The sequence below is a fragment of the Aliiroseovarius conchicola genome, assembly GCF_041403445.1.
GTDB classification, from domain to species: domain Bacteria; phylum Pseudomonadota; class Alphaproteobacteria; order Rhodobacterales; family Rhodobacteraceae; genus Aliiroseovarius; species Aliiroseovarius conchicola.
Map to the genome: position 1 here is coordinate 184,754 of NZ_JBGEHL010000004.1, position 16,584 is coordinate 201,337.

Sequence of the window (16,584 nt, forward strand, 5' to 3'; positions counted from 1 at the left end):
CCACAACGCGCTAAAGACGCCCTAACTGAAGTTTTCTTCTTATTGGGAGCGCTAACATGACCACCATCGTCGATATTTTTGCCCGTGAGATTCTGGACAGCCGGGGCAACCCAACTGTCGAGGTGGATGTGATCTTGGATGACGGCACACTGGGCCGTGCGGCTGTGCCCTCGGGTGCGTCGACCGGCGCCCATGAAGCGGTTGAAAAACGCGATGGCGACAAGGCGCGCTATATGGGCAAGGGCGTTCTGGAAGCCGTCGAAGCCGTAAATGGCGAGATTGCAGACGCTCTGGTTGGATATGATGCGACGGAACAAGAAGCCATCGACGCAGCCATGTGCGAACTGGACGGCACCCCCAACAAGTCCCGCTTGGGCGCCAATGCAATCCTGGGCGTCTCGCTTGCTGTCGCCAAGGCCGCAGCCGATGCCTCTGCCCTACCGCTTTATCGTTATGTAGGGGGCGCTTCGGCGCGGGTTTTGCCAGTACCGATGATGAATATCATCAATGGCGGTGAACATGCCGACAACCCGATCGACATTCAGGAATTCATGATCATGCCAGTCGCGGCCGAAAACATCCGCGAAGCTGTGCGCATGGGGTCCGAGGTGTTTCACACCCTAAAAAAGGAACTGACCGCAGCCGGGCTGAACACCGGTATCGGCGACGAAGGCGGCTTTGCACCCAACATCGCGTCAACCCGCGCGGCACTGGATTTCATCATGCAGTCGATAAAAAAGGCGGGCTACACGCCCGGCAAGGACATCTATCTGGCGCTCGATTGTGCATCGACGGAATATTACAAAGACGGCAAATACGAGATGGTCGGTGAAGGCAAATCTCTGACCTCGGAAGAAAACGCGCAGTATCTGAAAGCGCTTTGCGACGACTATCCCATTATCTCGGTCGAAGACGGCATGGCCGAGGATGACTGGGACGGCTGGGTCGCCCTGACTGCGCTGTTGGGAGACCAAGTCCAGCTTGTGGGCGACGATCTGTTCGTCACCAACCCCACCCGACTGGCAGACGGTATTGAGAAGCGCGCGGCGAACTCGATGCTGGTGAAGGTCAATCAGATCGGCACCTTGTCCGAGACCCTGCGCGCCGTCGACATGGCACACCGTGCAGGCATGACCAATGTGATGTCCCACCGTTCCGGCGAGACCGAGGATGCCACCATCGCAGACCTCGCCGTGGCCACCAATTGTGGCCAGATCAAAACCGGCTCGCTGGCGCGGTCCGACCGGCTGGCCAAATACAACCAATTGATCCGTATTGAAGAAATGTTGGGTGTTACCGCCGAATATGCAGGGCGCAGCATTCTGAAGTGACGGCAGGTGTGTTAAGGCTCTGATAAAAGGGAGCCTGACATGCTGGAGATTATAGAACCGAACACGCCGGACCAGCTAGACGCGGTCCGGCGTCTTTGTTGGGAATACCGCGACTTCCTGAGCGCACTCAGCCCTTTTGATGCAAAGATCGTCGATAGCGTTTATCCTGTAGCAAAATACCAGGGCATTGTTGACCGCCTTGAACAGGAACATGCGCGCCCCGCGGGAGCCATACGATTGGCCTTGGTGGACGGACAGCCTGTGGGCTGCGGAATGTATCACCAACTTGCCCCAGATATCGCCGAGATCAAACGCGTCTTTGTTGCCGACGCTGCGCGGGGCACGGGTGCAGGTTTCGCCATCATGCGTGCGCTGATCGATCAGGCCAAACGCGCGGGCTACAAACGTATTTTGATGGACACTTCGAAACCTCTGAAGGCTGCACAAAAGCTTTACCTGTCCTTGGGTTTCAACACGCGCGCGCCCTATCAGGAAATCCCTGAGATCGCGAAAGACCACTTGTTGTTCTTCGAAATGGATTTGCAGGGTACAGCCTGACGATCTTGTCGGGCGACGTAGCTTGTAATTCGGTTCACATTCCTGCGGGTGACGATCGTCTCTGTTGCGTGATCCGGTTCGCACTCTAGTATCGCAAACATGAGCTTTATCACCACCTATCAGCTTCACCTTCTGCTGAGCCTGTTCGCGCTTGGCACCATTGGTACCTTGTTGTTGTTCCGAAAACCCGCCGCACACCGGGCTTGGAAACTGGCCGATTTGGTCTGGGTTGTGCTGGGCGGGATTGGTGCGTTGGTGGCGATTGTCGCTGGGCTTTACACTGCCGACAGTTCCCGACTGGACCGCCAGATTGACCTCGCCTATGCGGCGACGGCTGCCTTCGACCGAGACGCTGCCAGGTTTCGATTGCGCTTTTGTGAACAGGCCGAGACGCCCGCGACAAAAACCCTTTGTGAAAAGGTTGAGTTTCTGTCCGCATCAACCGCAACCAACGCCGATTTGCCGCTGTTCATCGCCGTCACGGACGAGGTCGCCCCCTTGTCCGGCCTGAGCTTTCTGTTCGGAGGCCCAGATATCCCAGATCAAGCTAGTATGAACGACATGCATCAGATGGTGGAACGTGTCGAGGCATTCGAAGTGGAGCGTTTTTTGGTGTTTACATCCGTTGACGATGAAACGCGCGCCGCACTAGAGGCGGCCAGACAATCGGCCCCCTCAATTGCAGCGGATTACCAGATCATCGCCAACAGCTATGATGATCTGATCGAGCAAGTCGGCAAGTTGAAGGATGAATGGGAATATTTGCAGTCCCACTCCAACATTTTGATTTTACAGATACTCGCTCTGTGCCTTGTTAGCTTTGCCGCACCGTTTCGACTGGGCAAGTCTGTCGTAGAATTGCGTGCGAGCCTAATAGGATCGTAGCGTCGTAAATGGCATCATCCGCCCAAAAGAAGCGCTGAAACCGGCGCCATGGCAACAGATTTCACGCGGTTCCCAAGGCTCCATTCGATCAGCGCCTGCAATGTATCTGACTTTGCCTGTCCCACCAGAATCACACCGTTTTCCTGCCCGGCCTTAAAGGCCGCATTGTCCAGAAACCGGCGGATGACCTTTCCATCCTGTCCGTCCCCATCAAGCTCGCGAAACACCACGCCAGAGGCAACGCCGGTTTTCAACGCAGTCTTGTGGCCGGTGTTCAATCCTTGCGCCTCGGACACCAGCCCATGGCCGCTAGCGACCAAAATCTCGGATATCTGGGCAGCCAAAGCGCTGTCGCCCTGAAATCCACTTTCCTGATCCATGAAAACTGCCACCGCCTGATCGGTCAGAGCGGCTTGGGCCTGAAAATTCTCTTCCGCGTCTTTCGGAGTGGCGCCTGTAGGTAATGTCGGCTTGATGATGACCTCGGCCCCCACATCGCGATAGAACGCCATCGCCTCTTCGGCATCCGAGGCCGAGGCGTCAACAATCACACTGATCGGAAAAGGTAAGCCACGCAGGTCTCCAAGTGACGCCCGCGCCGGACCCTGATCGGCCAGAACGATCGACATCAAGGGGCGTCCTTCCGGATTTTCAAATGGGGCAGCGTTGCGATCAATGGCCAGAGATTGCCCGTCTGTCACCAGCACAGGTGCGTCAGCATCGGCGGCGCCTGCTTCCTCGGTGACGTTGTCGTCGATTGTGGGCAGGCGGTTGGTTTTCACACCATCTGCCAAATCACCGATTGGTGCCACCGGATCGCTTTTGATCTGAGGGGAATTTGCAAGGTCTGGGATGGTCTGTGGGACTGAAGCCTCCGGTTCTTCAGCCGCACTTGCGCTGCCATCTGAATTGTTGTCAGTCGCTTCTGACGGGGCGGCTGCAGGCGGCGTGTCGGGCTCAACTGGGGCTGCCCCCTCTGACTGAGCTGGGGCCTCGGGTGCTTGCGGGGTGGCAACGGCTGCATCGGCTTCGGCATCAACACTCGGGACAGCATCGGGTGCATCCGGGGCGCTGATAGCATCTGGAGGCGTCTGATCTGCCTGCGGTGCTGTATCAGGGGTCGCATCCGATGTTTCGCTTGCGGCAGCTTGGCCTGCTGTGTCCGTCCCGCTGTCGGCCTGACCGGCAGTCTGGTCATCATTTGGGGCAGCATCGTCTGATGGCGCTTCCTCTGCCGCATTTTCGGCGGGTGCCGCACGCGTTTCCCAACTTGGTTTAACCGGCGCGATCTGCAACGAAACCACACCTAATCCGACGACCGAAACGACCGATCCCCATAAAACTCCTGACAGGAAGCCTCTTGCCATGGCTTTCTCTCCTCGAAACCTCATCCTTTACGCGCGCCGCTCTTGACCCTCGGCACTTGCGTGGATCATGTATAGCCCGACAAACGCAGGACGTAACCCCTGCTGATACAACTTTGGCGAAAGGCCGCGATATGATCCTGCTGATCGATAATTATGACAGCTTCACCTACAACCTTGTTCACTACTTTGGTGAGTTGGGAGCCGAGGTGGTGGTCAAACGCAATGACGCGCTGAATGTGCAGGAAGCCATGGGCATGGGTGCGGATGGTATTGTTCTGTCCCCCGGCCCCTGCGACCCAGCCCAAGCCGGTATTTGTCTGGCCCTAACCATGGCCGCAGCCGAGGCCAAAGTGCCGCTTTTTGGCGTATGCCTTGGACATCAAGCCATCGGCGAGGCTTTCGGCGGTAAAGTTGTCCGTGCCCCAGAGATCGTGCATGGAAAAATGGGGGAAGTGATTCACCAGGGCAAAGGAGTGTTTTCGGGCCTGCCCTCACCCCTGCAAGCCACGCGCTATCATTCCTTGGTCGTTGATCGCGATACGTTACCAGACAGCCTTGAGATCACCGCAGAACTGGATAACGGCCTGATCATGGGCCTGCGCCACAAAGAGCTTGAGGTCGAAGGCGTCCAGTTCCACCCAGAAAGCATTCGGTCTGAACACGGCCATGCAATGCTTCAAAACTTCTTGAACAAGACGAAAGTTCCAGCATGAGTGACGCGATGAAACCCCTGATTTATGCCGCCACCGAAGGACCTCTGTCGCGCGCGCAAGCCGAAGCGGCGTTTGAAGAGCTGTTCGAAGGCCGCGCTACGCCGGCCCAAATTGGTGCTTTGCTGGCCGCCATGCGGGCGCGAGGTGAAAGCGTTTCAGAGTATTCTGCTGCCGCTGCCGTCATGCGCGCCAAATGCGCCAAAGTGAATGCGCCTGTGGATGCAATGGATATCGTTGGCACAGGTGGGGACGGGATGGGCACGCTCAACATCTCAACCGCGACGGCTTTTGTCGTGGCTGGGGCCGGTGTGACCGTGGCCAAACACGGCAATCGCAACCTGTCATCTAAGTCCGGCGCGGCGGATGCGCTGACCGAGATGGGCGTGAACGTGATGGTCGGCGCAGATGTGGCCGAACGCGCGATCAACGAAGTCGGCATCGGCTTCATGATGGCCCCAATGCACCACCCCGCGATGAAACACGTCATGCCTGTTCGACAAGAACTTGGGTGCAAGACCATCTTTAACATCCTTGGGCCTTTGACCAACCCGGCCGGCGCAAAACGCCAATTGACCGGCGCGTTTGCAGCAGACCTGATCTTTCCGATGGCCGAAACGCTGCAGGCACTTGGGTCCGAAAAAGCATGGTTGGTTCACGGAGCCGACGGAATGGACGAGATTTCGATCACCGGCGCAACATCTGTTGCAGCCCTTGAAGACGGCAAAATCCACGCCCGTGAAATCCACCCAGAAGATGCAGGGCTACCTGTTCACAAGCTGGCCTCGATCCTTGGCGGGGAACCAGCAGAAAACGCGGTCGCATTCCGTGCGTTGTTGGATGGCGAGGCGTCGGCTTATCGCGATGCGGTGTTGTTGAATTCGGCCGCCGCGCTGGTCGTGGCCGACAAGGCCGGCGATCTGAAGGCGGGCGTGGAAATCGCCGCTGAAAGCATCGACAGCGGCGCTGCGAAAGCAAAGATCGAAGCACTGGCCGCGCTGACGTCAGCTGCGTGACAATTCGCAAGGCGACTTCGCCTTGCCCCTTTGACGATGAAGGCATAGACCAAGCCCATGAGCACCGTTTTAGACAAGATTAAAGCCTACAAACTCGAACATGTGGCCGCGTGCAAAACCGCACGCCCGCTGTCCGAAGTCGAGGCCGCCGCCCGCGACGCGTCCCCTGTCCGGGGTTTTGCATCCTCTCTTATGAAGGCTGCCGAAGCAGGCTATGGTCTGATTGCCGAGGTCAAGAAGGCCAGCCCGTCCAAAGGTCTGATCCGCGCGGACTTTAATCCACCTGCCATCGCGAAAGCATATGAGGCCGGCGGTGCGACATGCCTATCCGTTCTGACCGATACGCCGTCGTTTCAAGGTGCAGACGAGTTTCTAGTCGCGGCAAGGTCTGCGGTCAGCCTTCCCGCGCTCCGCAAGGACTTCATGTATGACACCTATCAGGTGGCCGAAGCCCGCGCTTTGGGTGCGGACTGCATCCTGATCATCATGGCCTCTGTGGAAGACAGCCAAGCGCAAGAGCTTGAAGACGCTGCCTTTTCATGGGGCATGGACGTCTTGATCGAGGTTCATGACGAAGACGAGTTGGAACGCGCATTGGCGTTGAAATCGCCCCTTCTCGGTGTCAACAACCGCAATCTAAAGACTTTTGAAACGACGCTCGACACTACGCGCCGCTTGTCAAAGCTTGCCCCGGCCGACCGCCATCTGGTCTGCGAAAGTGGGCTGTTCACGCCGCAGGATCTGGCCGATATGGCAGGGCATCGGGCGCGCTCTTTCTTGATCGGCGAAAGCCTGATGCGCCAGGATGATGTCGAGGCTGCCACCCGCGCCATCCTTGCCGATCCGGTTCCAGCATGAGCGACAAAAGCCCCCTGACTCATTTCGACGACGATGGCCAAGCCCATATGGTCGACGTGTCGGGGAAAGCGGTCACCGCCCGCGTGGCGTTGGCCGAAGGCTTTATAAAAATGACGCCAGAGACGCTGGCGCTGATCACGTCTGGTTCTGCCAAGAAAGGTGACGTCCTTGGCGTCGCGCGACTGGCCGGGATCATGGGGGCAAAGAAAACAGCGGACTTGATCCCGCTTTGCCATCCCCTGCCCATCACCAAGGTCGCTTTGGAACTAACCCCACAACCGGGTTTGCCGGGCGTGCGAATCACAGCAACCGTCAAGACCGGAGGCCAAACCGGGGTCGAGATGGAGGCCCTGACCGCCGTCTCGGTCGCCTGCCTGACCGTCTATGATATGCTCAAGGCCGCCGAGAAAGGCATGGAGATCACTGGCATTCGCCTGCTGAAAAAAGAGGGCGGAAAATCAGGAACGTACGAGGCAGACTGATGATCACAGTGAACGAGGCGCTGGACGCAATCTTTGACCTTGTCACTCCCGTCGGCACCGAAGAGGTGCCGCTTGCACAGGCATCGGGCCGCGCTCTCGCCACCCCAATCACAGCGACACGATCTCAACCGCCCTTTGCGGCCTCAGCCATGGATGGCTACGCGCTGAATGGTGTCGAAGCAGACCCCGAAGCCATGTTCCGCGTCATCGGCGAAAGTGCGGCGGGCCACGGGTATGACGGCCGGGTTGGCCCGGGCGAATGCGTGCGCATCTTCACTGGCGCGCCGATGCCAGAAGGTGCCAATCGCGTCATCATTCAGGAGGATGTGGAGCGCAAAGGCAACCTAATCACGCTTGTTCGTAAGCTTGATAAGGGTCCTCATGTGCGGCCTGCTGGTGCAGATTTCACACCCGGCGACATGATCCCTGCCCCGCGCGTGTTAACCCCGGCCGATCTGGCACTGGTGGCCGCAATGAATGTGCCAACCGTAACTGTGACCCGGAAACCGGTTGTGGCTCTTTTAGCGACCGGGGATGAACTTGTTATGCCCGGCGAAGAACCGGGGCCAGACCAAATCATCGCCTCCAACGCCTTCGGTTTGAAGGCACTTGTCGAAGCAAACGGCAGCCACGCGCGCATGTTGCCCATCGCGCGCGACAACGCTGACAGCTTACGCACGGCATTCGATCTGGCGGCAGATGCAGACCTGATTGTCACCATCGGCGGCGCCTCAGTTGGCGATCATGACCTTGTCGGTGATGTGGCCGCCGAATTGGGGATGAACCAGAGTTTCTACAAAGTGCTGATGCGTCCCGGAAAACCGCTCATGGCGGGGCGCATGGGCGATGCGATCATGATCGGCCTTCCCGGAAACCCTGTGTCTTCTATGGTGTGTGGCCATGTTTTCGTGGTGCCTGCGCTGCGGGCAATGCTTGGATTGGGCAAAGCTGCAGCTGCTCGGCAATCGGCCAAACTGGCCGCCCCTGTTGGCCCGAATGGCCCGCGCGAGCACTATATGCGCGCCCGAGTTGAGAATGGCGAAGTAACAATTTTTGACAGTCAGGACAGCGCCCTGCTTAGCGTGTTGGCCCAAGCGAATGCGTTGGCGGTCCGTGCCCCGAATGACCCAGCTAGGACTGTCGGCGACGATATCGAATTCCTGTCAATCTAAACATAATCTGACCCCCGCGATCTCTTATCGCGTGTGCAGTTGACACAAAAAGGGAACATGGGTAGAACATAGATTGAACGCCCCAGCAACGAGGGCCGCTGAAATGCAACGCTAAACCCCGCATTTCGGTACGAGGATAGACGGAGGTGCGAAAGCATGTTGACGCGCAAGCAGTTGGAACTTCTTGAATTTATCAACAAACGTATTCAACGCGACGGGGTCCCCCCATCCTTTGATGAGATGAAAGAGGCGCTCAACCTTCGGTCCAAGTCCGGTATCCACCGCCTGATCACCGCATTGGAAGAGCGCGGCTTCATTCGCCGCCTTGCCCACCGCGCCCGTGCAATCGAGATTGTGAAACTGCCAGAGCCATTAGAGAACGCAGGCCGCGCCGGGTTCGAACCGCGTGTCATCAAAGGTGACCGCCCTGAAAGCACGCCTTCATCTGCAATCCCGCTAGAGGGTCTAGGGGTCAGCGACCTGCCTCTGATGGGTCGGATTGCAGCCGGAGAACCGATCGAGGCAATCACCGATGGCGCGCAACATGTATCAGTGCCTGAAACGATGCTGGGCACCGGCGGGCGGCACTATGCACTTGAGGTCAAGGGCGATTCCATGATCGACGCAGGGATCAACAGTGGCGATGTCGTGGTCATTCGCGAAACCAGCCACGCGGATAATGGTGACATCGTTGTGGCACAGGTGGATGGGTATGAAGCGACACTTAAGCGCTTCCGCAAGACCGATGGGATGATCGCACTGGAAGCCGCCAACCCGGCCTATGAAACGCGCCTCTTGCCAGAAGGTCAGGTAAAGGTGCAAGGCAAGCTTGTTGGGCTGATCCGCACATACTAGGCTATTTTCTGAACCAGTTGGTAAGGGACGCTTCTGCGCGTCCCTTATTGCATTGAAAGACACCCAGTACTTTGTGGCTTATCACAATCCCAGACGTCAGACTGCGGAGTTGCGCGCGACCGAACGCTAATGCGTTCCAAAGTGCCAAGCCACGCGGCTCATTTTCTTTCCTGAAATACCCCCGCCGGAGGCATAAAATCTGCGCCGTGTCAGAGACCCGACAGCTTCTTCTGTAACTCTGCAAGCTGCTTCTTGATCGCGTCCAGCTCCTCGCTAGAAGCCGTATCAGACTTCTCTTCTTCGCCGTCATTGGAAGGGGCTGAGCCTGCGGAAAAGCCACCCATCATTGCCTTCATAAACGCCTCTTGCTGCGCTTGCATGGCCTCAAATCCGGGCATTTTCGCCATCGGATTCCCCAAGCCGCCAAAGTTCTCCATCATTTTGGATTGCCCATCACGCAGCATTTCAAAACTCGCGGCAAGGAATTGCGGCACGACGCTTTGCGCCTGTGTGCTGTAAGAACGGACCAGATCGGTCAACACGTCCACCGGCAACACGTTCTCACCGCGACTTTCATGCTCTGCAATGATCTGCAGTAGATATTGGCGTGTCAGGTCATCACCAGATTTCAGGTCGATGATCTGAACTTCACGCCCACCTCGAATGAAGCCGGCGATATCGTCCAGCGTCACGTAATCCGACGTTTCAGTATTATACAAACGCCGACTTGCATAGCGCTTGATCAGCAGTGGTTCTTGTTTCTGAGCCATGGTTCCTCCCTGCAGCAATTCCTTGTTGCTGCACTGCAAAAGCCTAACAGTGCCAAAGACAAAGGCAAGCTTTTTGATCAAAATTCACGTTATGGCGGCATGAAGAGCCAAAACAGAAAAAGGGCGAGCACTTAGCTCGCCCTTCGGAAGTCACCGGACGGGAGGAGGGTATCCGGCAAGCTCCGCTTACTTAGCAGTCGCTTTTTTCGCGGCTTTCTGAACGTCGTCTGACGCTTTTTTAACAGCGGCTTGCGCTTCGTCGCCCAGCTCTTTGCCGGCAGCCATCATCAGCTCAACTGTTTCAGCTTGAACTTTTTTAGCAACTTCAGCGAAAGCAGCCATGTTTTCAGCAGCCAGCTCGGCTTGAGCAGATGCGAAGTCGGTCATGGCTTTGCCGTAGTCAGCAGCTTCTTCTTTGGCTGCAGAAACGTCGCCCATTTTGGCCAGAGTTTCTTTGGTCCATTTGGTCGAGATCTCTGCCGATTTGTCTGCAGCTTGCAGAGCAACTTTCGACATTTTCTCTGCCAGAGCAGCTTGGTTTTTGAAAGCGTCTTGTGCAACTGACATGTCAACTGGGAAGTTGCCCAGCATGTCTTGGAACATCTTGGTGAAGTCTTGTGTCTTAGTCATCGTCGTATTCTCCATGAATAGCGCCGGGGAGGAGTGCGGCGCAGAAATTTGTAACTGACAACAATATGGATGCTGCAGTGCAGCAAATCAAGTTTTTTCTGCACTGCAGCATGTAACAATTTTAAGTTGTTGAAATTCAGGTGTTTGGCTTAGCCACAACATAGGTTCCGGGCGCAGGGGCCAATGGTTTATGGGTCGAATCGCCTACGACACGCGCTTCGACCTTCTTCCCGGACCGTTTGCTGAGCCATTTGTCCCAACGACCCCACCAAGATCCTTCGTTGAAGCTTGCCCCATCCATCCAATCATCTGCCGCCGCAGGCCAATCGTCGTTGGTGTAATGGCCATACTTCTTTTTCGAGGGCGGGTTCACAATACCTGCGATGTGCCCGCTTTGAGACACGATGAATGTCTTGTCGGTCGATCCCATCTTGCGGATGCCATCATAGGATGCCTTCCACGCTGCGATATGATCTGTCTCGCAGGCGATGGCGCAAAGCGGCACATCCACATCCTCGATCGATAGATGCTCGTCGAGCACCGGGAAATCCCCTTTGGCAAACAAATTGCCTTGGCAGAGGCCACGCAGATACTCGACCGTCATACGCGCGGGCAGATTGGTGCTGTCGCCATTCCAATAGAGCAGGTCGAAAGCGGGGGGTGTTTTGCCCAACATGTAGCTGTTGATCGCCGGTGCGTAGATCAGATCGTTGGGCCGCAAATACGAGAAAGTGCGCGACATGAAAAAGCTATCGAGATACCCGTTCTCTAACACTTCTTCCTGAATACCATCGACGAAATCATCGTCCAGAAACACGCCCACTTCGCCTTGATCCGCAAAATCCGTAAGGGTGGTGAAGAAGGTGGCAGAGTTGATCGACGTATCCCCACGCTTTTTCATCAATGACAATGTCAGCGACAATGTGGTCCCGGCGATGCAATACCCCACCACGTTCACACTTTTCTGCTTGGTGATCGCCTTCGTCTCGCGGATGGCAGCCATATAACCGTCTTCGATGTAGTCGCCCAAGCCCGTCGTCGCATAGGAAGCGTCTGGATTGACCCAGCTTACAACGAACAAGGTATAGCCCTGATCCACGATCCACTTGATCAGGCTGTTTTGTTCTTTCAGGTCCAGTATGTAGAATTTGTTGATCCAGGGCGGGAAGATGATCAGCGGTTTTGCATGTACTTTTTCCGTGGTTGGTTCGTATTGGATCAGCTCGATCATCCGGTTGCGGTAAACCACCTGCCCCGGCGTGGTGGCGATGTTCTTGCCAACCTCAAACGCGCTGTCGTCAACCAGTTTGACCAATAGCTCTCCATCATTGGCCTCAAGATCGGCAACAAGGTTTTCAAGACCTTTGACCAGCGATTGACCATTGGTCTCGACCGCACGCTCCATCGCGTCAGGGTTCGTGGCCAAAAAGTTTGTCGGACTGAGCATGTCAATCATCTGTTGCGAGAAGAAGGCCATGCGTTTGCTGTCTTCTTCGTCCAGCCCCTCAACATCGCTGAGCGCTGCTTCGATGCTCTGCGACGTGATCATGTATTGCTGTTTGAGGTAGTTGTAATAGGGATGGTTGTCCCACAAGGGGTTAGAGAACCGGCGATCCTTCGGGGTCGGGTCTTCGGGGGCCTTGAATTCCCCACCAGCTAGGGCCGCCTGTGCCTCGACCGCGTGCTCCAACGTCTTGCCCCAGTATGCAGCTTGATGTTCGAACAATTTGGCGGGGTTTGCCATCATGTCGGCCCACAATGTTCCGGCGGCTTTCATATAGAAATCCTGCCCCGGTCCCTGCAAGCTGGGCCGCACCGTCTTTCGATGCGTCATGATTGTAGCAAGGCGCGTGGACAGTTCTTCGATCTTGGAGAGATTGTCCTGAAGTTCGTTCAACTCCTGGCCAGTTTTTCCTTGGTCAGTTGTCATGGAACAATTTCCCCCTTATGGTTTTCGCACGTGCAGCATCGAAATACCTGCATATGATAACAACTATGCGAATGCAGCGAGCAAAAATCAAAGGCTAATTCATATGCGCTATATGGCCACCTACGACTTGATGGAGACGATCCGCACTACGAATCAGTGGTTGGGTGCGACGGCCGCGGCGATGGGCTCTTACCCAGCGACGTCATTGATGGTGAATCCAGCCTTTCAGATGATGGCCGCATGGGGCGAGGTCACAGAACGTAGTTTCCACCGCATGGTGATGAAGCCGGATTGGGCCATTGACAGCGTGGTCGGACAAGATGGTCGCGATCATGTCGTGGAAGTCGAAAAATTGGTGGAACGACCCTTTGGCGACCTGATCCAGTTCAAAGTCTTGGGACGCCCCGAAAAGTCACGCCGCATCATGTTGGTGGCACCGCTGTCTGGGCACTATGCCACGTTGCTCAGATCAACCGTCGCCAGCCTGCTGCCAGACGCCGAGGTTTATATTACCGATTGGCACAATGCGCGGGATATTCCGGTCAGCGAAGGCAAGTTTGATATCGAGGATTATACCCTCTATCTTGTTGATTTCATGCGGCATCTTGGACCCGATATCAACGTGGTCGCTGTCTGCCAGCCGGCGCCATTGACGCTTGCCGCCACGGCCTATCTGGCAGAACTTGATCCAGAGGCGCAGCCGCAAACACTAACCTTAATCGGCGGACCAATTGATCCGGACGCAGCTGCGACAGACGTAACCGATTTTGGCCGCCGCGTCACAATGGGCCAGCTTGAAGAGATGGCAATCCAACGCGTTGGGTTCAAATACAAAGGCGCAGGGCGGATGGTCTATCCGGGCCTTCTGCAATTGGCCGGATTCATGTCGATGAACATGGAAAACCACTCCAAGGCTTTCTCGGACCAGATCATGCGTGTCGCTAAAGGCGAGGCCGGTGACCACGACAAGCACAACCGTTTTTATGACGAGTATCTGGCCGTCATGGATATGACAGCAGAATTCTATCTGTCCACAGTGGAACGTGTGTTCAAACACAGCGAAATCGCCAAAAACGCGTTTGTGGTTGATGGCCATAAGATCGACATCGGCGCGATCACGGACGTGGCGGTCAAAACAGTCGAGGGCACAAAAGACGACATTACCGCCCCCGGTCAGTGCATCGCAGCATTGGATCTTCTGACCGGTCTGTCGGACGACAAAAAGGCCAGCCATGTCGAAGAAGGTGCGGGTCACTATGGCATTTTTGCTGGCAAAAGCTGGCGCAACAACATTCGCCCGCTGGTTCTGGAATTCATTGATCAGAACGCTGGTCGGCATGCAGCTCAGGCCGCAAAGAAACGTGCCGCCAAGGGTGGCAAGCTAAAGGTCGTCAAAGCCGCGGGCAAATAATCCTGCTCATCTAGAAACGTGACAGAGCACACCAATCGGTGTGCTCTTTTCATTTGTAAGGATGGATTATCGAAGCTCCAGAGGCATATCCAACCATGCCCGCATGCCGATATTGACCTGTTCGGGCACTTCGATCGTTGGCAGATGACCCGCCTCTTGCAATATCACCAGTTCAGCGCCGGGGATCAAGGCCGCCATGGTCTCGTGCCGCTTGGGCGGCGTCAAACCATCATGCGCCCCACACATGACCATGGTTGGAATACGAAGCTTTTGCAGCGCGCGTTGCGCATCGGGCCGTCTTTGCAATGCACGCGATTGGCGCACAAACATATCAGCCCCCTGCCCCTGTCCCATGGTACGCACCAGCGCCAGAACGGCGTCACGCCTTGGTCCGGGGCCGATATTGGCCGGGTCCAGCGCGTCGGCCATCGCCTCGTCCAGCCGTCCTGCACTGGCGCGCACAATCTGCGGCTCGCGCCACGCCGCCTGCGCAGGCGTATCGGGCAAAGGCGAGGTCGAGATCAGGGCAAGCCGGTTCACACGATCCGGGGCACGCCGGGCGATCTCCATCGCGACGATACCTCCCATGCTGATCCCAGCCAGCGCAAAACGCGGTGGCAAATGATCAAGGATGTGGCCCGCCATGTCGCGGATCGTATCGCCAAAGACTGGCGGAGCAACTTGGACAATATGGTCGCGTGACAGATCATCAATCTGCGGCCCGAAAACACGCGCATCACACATCATGCCGGGGATCAAAACCACGGGTTCGGTCATTATCTGCTCGCTTTGCTTTTTCTTATTGCGATGACTTTGGAGCGGCTTCAGGCTGCTTTCAAGTCACAACCCGCGTGCCCAGTCCAAAATTGTGGCCACTGTTGGCGCGGTCCCTGCTGGGCTGACAATATCGCCAGCGATCACATGGGCCGACGGCTCGACCGCATCACTGGCCTGAAATTGGGACGTTGTGACCGGACCACCCCAGCGGGCGGCGACCTCGGTGGTTTTGGCCGCATCAACCACTTGGTCCTGAGGCGAATATATGAATAAGGCGGGCACCGTCAGCGACGAATAATCCGCCTGCCGCGCCGCCTTTACAATTGCCGCCATCGGAAACAGCGCAGCGGTCGGATAGTTTTCGGTCCAGTTGGCGGCCTGCGCATCGTTCAACGGTTCGAACCCACGGGTGGCCCCCGTGAGCAAAGGCACCCAATGGCGCGCGGCTGGGAAGGTCAGCAGGACCGAGGCCGGGTTCTTTATCGCAAAATTCGGAGAGATAAATGTGACCCCTTTCAGGCCCCGCGATATGTCCGCATCCAGCGCACCCAAGGCGGCTATCGTCCCCCCGGTCGAGGTCGAGATCAGGATCACCTGATCCCCGATTGCGCGCCCCACAGCCATAGCCTCAGCCATGTCGATCATCCAATCGTTCACGGTCGGGCCAGCCATCGCCTCGGGCGAGCGCCCGTGCCCGGCCAGTCGCGCGAAATAGAGGTTCGCCCCCAACCCTTCCGCGACTTGATCTGGAACTGGTCGGATTTCCTCGGCATTTGCCGAAAATCCATGCATGTAGACAATCGAAACGGGTGTCTTTGCACCAGATGCGCGTGCCCAAACGATGCGTTTCTCGGCCGTGGGGACAAGGTCATCGAATACCGCCTCGCGGGTTTTCAGATAGGTGTCGGGATCAAGTGTAACTGCGCTGTCGTCAAAACTGGCAGCCAGATCCACAGGCTCATACGGCCCAATGACAAAGGCGGCTGCGGCGATTGCCGCAACTCCCATAGCGACGCGAAGAACGCGTTTCATGACACCACCCGCGCCAATACGACTTTGACCATCTTTTGGATGGTGCGCAGACATTCATCGTCCGAAAACCGGTGATCCGCCCCCTTCACAAGCGTCAGGCGGATATCATCTCCTTCTGCGTGCTCTAACAACTTAACGGCTTGGGCTGTCGGCACTGCGGTATCTTCGGTCCCTTGCAGGAGTCGAACCGGCATATCCAGCTTGAGCGGCGTGCGCAGGACCAACTGATCGCGCCCATCCTCGATCAACCGTCTGGTGATGATGTAGTCCTCGTCATAATCCGAAGGAAGGGTCACAAACCCGTCGCGGTCCAATGCGGTTTTCTGATCTTCTGAAAATCCGGCCCAATAGCCGTCTTCAGTGAAATCAGGGGCCGCGGCGATGGTGACAAGGCCCGCAATACGTTCGGGGCGCGCGCGCGCCAGAAGCAAAGATTGCCAACCACCCATTGAGCTTCCGACCGCGATGATTGGACCCTCGATCAACGTATCGACAACCGCCAGCGTGTCCTCATGCCAGTCTCCGATAGACCCCTCTTCAAACCGGCCAGAACTGACGCCGTGACCGGAATAGTCGAACCGCACAAAGGCCAGCCCTTGGTCTTTGGCCCATGCTTCGAGCGCGACCGCCTTTGTGCCTTCCATGTCTGACTTAAGCCCTGACAAAAACAGGATGGTCGGCCCCTGCCCTTCGGTTTTGACATAGCCGATTTTGCGGCCCTGGGTGGTGTCGAGGTGTTGGACGATGCTCATGCGGTTCCTCTTGTCAGCAGGTTGCTTACTTCGCGCAAAGCCTGCCTG

Annotated in this window: 17 protein-coding genes; 10 read left to right on the plus strand and 7 right to left on the minus strand. The window is 56.7% G+C overall.

All coding sequences use genetic code 11. From position 1 onward, the window contains the following. Positions 1 to 56 precede the first annotated feature (56 nt). The 3 genes from eno to V6N04_RS09045 all read left to right on the plus strand — a co-directional run bounded on the left by eno (position 57) and on the right by V6N04_RS09045 (position 2,774). Positions 57 to 1,331 (plus strand): phosphopyruvate hydratase, encoded by a 1,275-nt coding sequence (gene eno / locus V6N04_RS09035; RefSeq protein WP_371169817.1) that lies wholly within the window; start codon positions 57 to 59, stop codon positions 1,329 to 1,331. Positions 1,332 to 1,370: 39 nt separating this feature from the next. Continuing rightward, entirely contained in the window at positions 1,371 to 1,889 is a 519-nt protein-coding gene (locus tag V6N04_RS09040; RefSeq protein ID WP_371169818.1) for a GNAT family N-acetyltransferase, read from the plus strand. A 99-nt stretch (positions 1,890 to 1,988) separates the two neighbouring features. Then, on the plus strand, positions 1,989 to 2,774 hold the full coding sequence (locus tag V6N04_RS09045; protein WP_371169819.1) for a hypothetical protein: 786 nt from the start codon (positions 1,989 to 1,991) through the stop codon (positions 2,772 to 2,774). A gap of 14 nt (positions 2,775 to 2,788) precedes the next feature. Here V6N04_RS09045 and V6N04_RS09050 read toward each other — a convergent pair whose 3' ends face one another. Then, entirely contained in the window at positions 2,789 to 4,141 is a 1,353-nt protein-coding gene (locus V6N04_RS09050) for a divergent polysaccharide deacetylase family protein (protein ID WP_371169820.1), read from the minus strand. A gap of 131 nt (positions 4,142 to 4,272) precedes the next feature. Here V6N04_RS09050 and V6N04_RS09055 point away from each other — a divergent pair, with 131 nt between their 5' ends. The 6 genes from V6N04_RS09055 to lexA all read left to right on the plus strand — a co-directional run bounded on the left by V6N04_RS09055 (position 4,273) and on the right by lexA (position 9,234). Beyond that, entirely contained in the window at positions 4,273 to 4,854 is a 582-nt protein-coding gene (locus tag V6N04_RS09055; RefSeq protein ID WP_371169821.1) for an anthranilate synthase component II, read from the plus strand. Beyond that, a complete protein-coding gene (gene trpD, locus V6N04_RS09060) occupies positions 4,851 to 5,867 on the plus strand; it encodes an anthranilate phosphoribosyltransferase (RefSeq protein WP_371169822.1) in 1,017 nt (338 codons plus the stop codon). Before V6N04_RS09055 ends, trpD begins: the two co-directional genes overlap by 4 nt. Positions 5,868 to 5,924: 57 nt before the next feature. Further along, positions 5,925 to 6,725, plus strand: a complete 801-nt coding sequence (gene trpC, locus V6N04_RS09065) for an indole-3-glycerol phosphate synthase TrpC (protein ID WP_371169823.1) — start codon at positions 5,925 to 5,927, stop codon at positions 6,723 to 6,725. Next, on the plus strand, positions 6,722 to 7,207 hold the full coding sequence (gene moaC, locus V6N04_RS09070) for a cyclic pyranopterin monophosphate synthase MoaC (protein ID WP_371169824.1): 486 nt from the start codon (positions 6,722 to 6,724) through the stop codon (positions 7,205 to 7,207). Before trpC ends, moaC begins: the two co-directional genes overlap by 4 nt. Further along, positions 7,207 to 8,379 carry a molybdopterin molybdotransferase MoeA gene (locus V6N04_RS09075; protein WP_371169825.1) on the plus strand — a complete coding sequence of 391 codons (1,173 nt, stop codon included), beginning with the start codon at positions 7,207 to 7,209 and terminating at the stop codon, positions 8,377 to 8,379. Before moaC ends, V6N04_RS09075 begins: the two co-directional genes overlap by 1 nt. Positions 8,380 to 8,535: 156 nt before the next feature. Further along, the gene (lexA, locus tag V6N04_RS09080) at positions 8,536 to 9,234 is read left to right on the plus strand and encodes a transcriptional repressor LexA (RefSeq protein WP_371169826.1); all 699 of its coding nucleotides are present in this window, start codon (positions 8,536 to 8,538) and stop codon (positions 9,232 to 9,234) included. 209 nt (positions 9,235 to 9,443) lie between these two features. Here lexA and phaR read toward each other — a convergent pair whose 3' ends face one another. The 3 genes from phaR to V6N04_RS09095 form a co-directional block, all read right to left on the minus strand. Beyond that, on the minus strand, positions 9,444 to 10,004 hold the full coding sequence (gene phaR, locus V6N04_RS09085; RefSeq protein WP_371169827.1) for a polyhydroxyalkanoate synthesis repressor PhaR: 561 nt from the start codon (positions 10,002 to 10,004) through the stop codon (positions 9,444 to 9,446). Positions 10,005 to 10,190: 186 nt separating this feature from the next. Further along, positions 10,191 to 10,634: a phasin, PhaP gene (locus V6N04_RS09090; protein ID WP_371169828.1), complete on the minus strand. Its 444-nt coding sequence runs from the start codon at positions 10,632 to 10,634 to the stop codon at positions 10,191 to 10,193. A 136-nt stretch (positions 10,635 to 10,770) separates the two neighbouring features. After that, positions 10,771 to 12,564: a PHA/PHB synthase family protein gene (locus V6N04_RS09095; RefSeq protein WP_371169829.1), complete on the minus strand. Its 1,794-nt coding sequence runs from the start codon at positions 12,562 to 12,564 to the stop codon at positions 10,771 to 10,773. Positions 12,565 to 12,667: 103 nt separating this feature from the next. On the opposite strand from V6N04_RS09095, the gene phaZ reads away from it, so the two are divergent. Continuing rightward, positions 12,668 to 13,975, plus strand: a complete 1,308-nt coding sequence (phaZ, locus tag V6N04_RS09100; RefSeq protein ID WP_371169830.1) for a polyhydroxyalkanoate depolymerase — start codon at positions 12,668 to 12,670, stop codon at positions 13,973 to 13,975. 66 nt (positions 13,976 to 14,041) lie between these two features. Here the strand turns inward: phaZ and V6N04_RS09105 are convergent, their stop codons facing one another. The 3 genes from V6N04_RS09105 to V6N04_RS09115 form a co-directional block, all read right to left on the minus strand. Next, positions 14,042 to 14,752, minus strand: coding sequence for an alpha/beta fold hydrolase (locus tag V6N04_RS09105; protein ID WP_371169831.1), 711 nt, complete (start codon positions 14,750 to 14,752; stop codon positions 14,042 to 14,044). A gap of 63 nt (positions 14,753 to 14,815) precedes the next feature. Then, positions 14,816 to 15,784: an alpha/beta hydrolase gene (locus V6N04_RS09110; RefSeq protein ID WP_371169832.1), complete on the minus strand. Its 969-nt coding sequence runs from the start codon at positions 15,782 to 15,784 to the stop codon at positions 14,816 to 14,818. After that, complete coding sequence (locus V6N04_RS09115) at positions 15,781 to 16,536, minus strand: alpha/beta fold hydrolase (protein WP_371169833.1); 756 nt, start codon at positions 16,534 to 16,536, stop codon at positions 15,781 to 15,783. The genes V6N04_RS09110 and V6N04_RS09115 overlap by 4 nt, the downstream gene beginning before the upstream one ends. Positions 16,537 to 16,584 lie beyond the last annotated feature (48 nt).

Excerpts from the sequence above, each read along its gene's own strand:
- eno (WP_371169817.1), top strand. The coding sequence starts at position 57 with ATGACCACCATCGTCGATATTTTTGCCCGTGAGATTCTGGACAGCCGG.
- V6N04_RS09040 (WP_371169818.1), top strand. The coding sequence starts at position 1,371 with ATGCTGGAGATTATAGAACCGAACACGCCGGACCAGCTAGACGCGGTC.
- V6N04_RS09045 (WP_371169819.1), top strand. The coding sequence starts at position 1,989 with ATGAGCTTTATCACCACCTATCAGCTTCACCTTCTGCTGAGCCTGTTC.
- V6N04_RS09050 (WP_371169820.1), bottom strand. The coding sequence starts at position 4,141 with ATGGCAAGAGGCTTCCTGTCAGGAGTTTTATGGGGATCGGTCGTTTCG.
- V6N04_RS09055 (WP_371169821.1), top strand. The coding sequence starts at position 4,273 with ATGATCCTGCTGATCGATAATTATGACAGCTTCACCTACAACCTTGTT.
- trpD (WP_371169822.1), top strand. The coding sequence starts at position 4,851 with ATGAGTGACGCGATGAAACCCCTGATTTATGCCGCCACCGAAGGACCT.
- trpC (WP_371169823.1), top strand. The coding sequence starts at position 5,925 with ATGAGCACCGTTTTAGACAAGATTAAAGCCTACAAACTCGAACATGTG.
- moaC (WP_371169824.1), top strand. The coding sequence starts at position 6,722 with ATGAGCGACAAAAGCCCCCTGACTCATTTCGACGACGATGGCCAAGCC.
- V6N04_RS09075 (WP_371169825.1), top strand. The coding sequence starts at position 7,207 with ATGATCACAGTGAACGAGGCGCTGGACGCAATCTTTGACCTTGTCACT.
- lexA (WP_371169826.1), top strand. The coding sequence starts at position 8,536 with ATGTTGACGCGCAAGCAGTTGGAACTTCTTGAATTTATCAACAAACGT.
- phaR (WP_371169827.1), bottom strand. The coding sequence starts at position 10,004 with ATGGCTCAGAAACAAGAACCACTGCTGATCAAGCGCTATGCAAGTCGG.
- V6N04_RS09090 (WP_371169828.1), bottom strand. The coding sequence starts at position 10,634 with ATGACTAAGACACAAGACTTCACCAAGATGTTCCAAGACATGCTGGGC.
- V6N04_RS09095 (WP_371169829.1), bottom strand. The coding sequence starts at position 12,564 with ATGACAACTGACCAAGGAAAAACTGGCCAGGAGTTGAACGAACTTCAG.
- phaZ (WP_371169830.1), top strand. The coding sequence starts at position 12,668 with ATGCGCTATATGGCCACCTACGACTTGATGGAGACGATCCGCACTACG.
- V6N04_RS09105 (WP_371169831.1), bottom strand. The coding sequence starts at position 14,752 with ATGACCGAACCCGTGGTTTTGATCCCCGGCATGATGTGTGATGCGCGT.
- V6N04_RS09110 (WP_371169832.1), bottom strand. The coding sequence starts at position 15,784 with ATGAAACGCGTTCTTCGCGTCGCTATGGGAGTTGCGGCAATCGCCGCA.
- V6N04_RS09115 (WP_371169833.1), bottom strand. The coding sequence starts at position 16,536 with ATGAGCATCGTCCAACACCTCGACACCACCCAGGGCCGCAAAATCGGC.